This is a genomic window from Helicobacter sp. MIT 14-3879 (assembly GCF_003364125.1).
In genome coordinates, this window is record NZ_NXLP01000111.1 from 1 (window position 1) to 2881 (window position 2881).

The window sequence follows — 2881 nt, forward strand, 5'->3', positions numbered from 1 at the left end:
CATTACACAGAGCGTGTTCTTAACCCCGTAACTGAAAAATGAACATATTGCTCCTACATTTTCTACACATTTTCAATATGCAAAAAGGTTATGGGCAAGTGAGTTTATGCTTTCTTAAGGAGAAAGAAATTACACAGAGTAACAGAGTAAAATACATTCCTATCACACTTCCTACGCCTATATAAAAGAGAAAAAGAACGCATATCTAGCGTATCAATAGAATGAGAATTGCTGCTCAATTAATCTTATTTGAGACTCACTTCAAGCAAAAATTTCCCCCTACAATATGACTGAATAGAATGCCCTACTCAAGTTTTCTCTGTCATTTCTCATTTCATGCAAAGATTCCCAAGAACTTACTTTAGCCTTTCACAGCAATCTTGAGATACATAAAAAATCCAAACAATATCACTCAAATCAAGCTAACTCTACTCTTTCTTTGCGCATCATGCTTCACTAATTATTATTTATGATTTTAAAACATACAAATAACTACAAACTAAAAGCTCTAATCCACTAAGGGCAACAAATGCCCATAGCCTTCTTTTATCATCTCTTCTTTAGGAATAAATCTAAGCGATGCGCTGTTAATGCAATAACGCAAGCCACCTTTTTCTTTTGGTCCATCATTAAAAAGATGTCCTAGATGAGCATTGCCCACCTCACTCCGCACTTCTGTACGTATCATTCCATAGCTTTTATCAATATTTTCCTTAAGGTTCGTACCGCTAATAGGTTGGGTAAAGCTAGGCCAACCAGAACCCGAATCAAACTTATCTCTCGAAGAAAACAGTGGCTCACCTGTGGTAATATCTACATAAATACCTTTTGCGTGATTGTCACAATACTCGTTTCTAAAGGCAGGCTCTGTGGCATTTTTTTGCGTAACATTATATTGCAAATCAGTGAGATTCCTTTTTAGCTCTGCATCGCTTAATGTCTGATAACTCCGCCCTTGTGGAGATGAAAACCTCCCATTTTGCATAGTTCTATCGCTAGAGATAAGATTCTCAGCAAGGCTTATATCAATTGCCTTGCTTGCTTGAGTAAATTGCTCTTTACTGATATGGCAATAGCCATTAGGATTTTTATCCAAATATTTCTGATGATATTCCTCTGCCTTATAATAATTCACTAAGGGCAGTAACTCTATGGCTATTTTCCTATCATTATATTCGTCAGCCAGCTTATCTAGTGAAGCTTTAGCCACCGATTCATCACTACTGTCTGTGTAGTAAATGCCTGTTCGGTATTGCGTGCCAATGTCATTCCCTTGTTTATTGACAGAAGTAGGGTCAATAACTTTGTAATACATATCAAGGATAAAGGACAAACTAATCATCTTTGGGTCATAAACAATATGCACTGTTTCAACATGATTGGTATCACGATACACTACATCTTCATAGCTAGGATTCTCTGTTCTTCCATTGGCATAACCCACATCAGTAGAAACCACACCCTTGATAGAATCAAAATATTTCTCCACCCCCCAAAAACAGCCTCCCGCGAGGTAAATTTCTTTGTATCCATTCATATCTCTCTCCAAATCTTTTGTATTATTTGGCATATCTCTTATCTCCTGTAAGCTAGTTAGAGAATCTTCCTTTAAGCTTTCACTTGTCAAGGCATACACAACAGCAATAAGCATCAGCGCAACTAAAACAACAACTATCTTTTTCACATTGTATCCTTACGCTTTTTCTGCTAACCAAGCAGTATATTAAGTTTTATTAAATGCAAGAATAACTGCAGAGAGAACACTTGTTGTAATTGATTACACTCTATTTCTGCACAGTAAGTATTCTCTAAGGGACTTTTAGTCTCATTTGTAGGGGCGATATTGATGTCCTCAATGTAATGTTAATGCTTAAATCTCAAACAATCATCAATGTAGTTTTGGGCGCAAACCGCAATTAGCTAGGACTCTATGCCAAAACATTGCGAGCTAAATAACAGCCTTGCACAAGAATCTGTGATATTTATCAAGTCATTAGATTTTGCGCAAAATCTTTTTGTGCAATTTACAGAAATCACCGTCTGTATCCCGTCAAAATAAGCAAAAGTCTGGATTCACTCTATATTCGACAATGCTATTCTAAGCAATAGCAAGGTAAAACCTATGTTTTAGCAAACGCACGAAGTTAGCAATGAGAATCAAGGTTACTTTAAGATTCTCTCCTTAAATAATGACAGCTTTGAGAGTTTAGCTTAGTAATCTTATGGTTTTCTTTAATCCTGCTGATACCACTTTGGTGGATTATCTTGCAGGGGGGAATCTTTAAATATATCGTTCATATACCTTACATTGCTTATATCCCACGAATCTAAGTTTTGATTAAAAGAGCTTGCCCTAGCAAACATACCCATCATAGTAACTACCTTGCCTGTGTCCCAAGAATCTAGTGGTTGATTAAAAGATTCTGTGCCATAAAACATACCCTGCATATCTCTCACATTGCTTACATTCCATTTATCTAAGGGCTGATTGAAAGATTCTGCTTCAGCAAACATACTGTTCATACTTTTAACTTGAGAGACATTCCAGCTATTTATGTTTTGATTAAAAGAGCTTGCCCCTGCAAACATACCCATCATAGTAACTACCTTGCCTGTGTCCCAAGAATCTAAGGGCTGATTAAAGGATTCTGCTTCTATAAACATACCTAGCATATCTCTCACATTACTCACATTCCATTTATCTAGGGGTTGATTGAAGCAACTTGCCCCTGCAAACATACGTCTCATATTTTCTACACTGCTCGTATCCCAAGTCTCAATCCCGTTAAAACATTCCCTCTCTGAATCTGCAAATAGCTCGCTCATATCTGTAATCTTTGAAGTATCAATTTCACCTAGATTAACGCTCTCAATTTCTTTG

Annotated in this window: 2 protein-coding genes; both read right to left on the bottom strand. The window is 36.7% G+C overall.

Going from position 1 to position 2881, the window contains the following annotated elements; all coding sequences use genetic code 11:
* Positions 1–508: 508 nt before the first annotated feature.
* Positions 509–1684 carry a peptide-methionine (R)-S-oxide reductase MsrB gene (gene msrB / locus CQA44_RS11650; RefSeq protein ID WP_258865036.1) on the bottom strand — a complete coding sequence of 392 codons (1176 nt, stop codon included), beginning with the start codon at positions 1682–1684 and terminating at the stop codon, positions 509–511.
* A 548-nt stretch (positions 1685–2232) separates the two neighbouring features.
* On the bottom strand, positions 2233–2881 hold a 649-nt coding region (locus tag CQA44_RS11655), incomplete at its 5' end, for a BspA family leucine-rich repeat surface protein (RefSeq protein ID WP_115547378.1).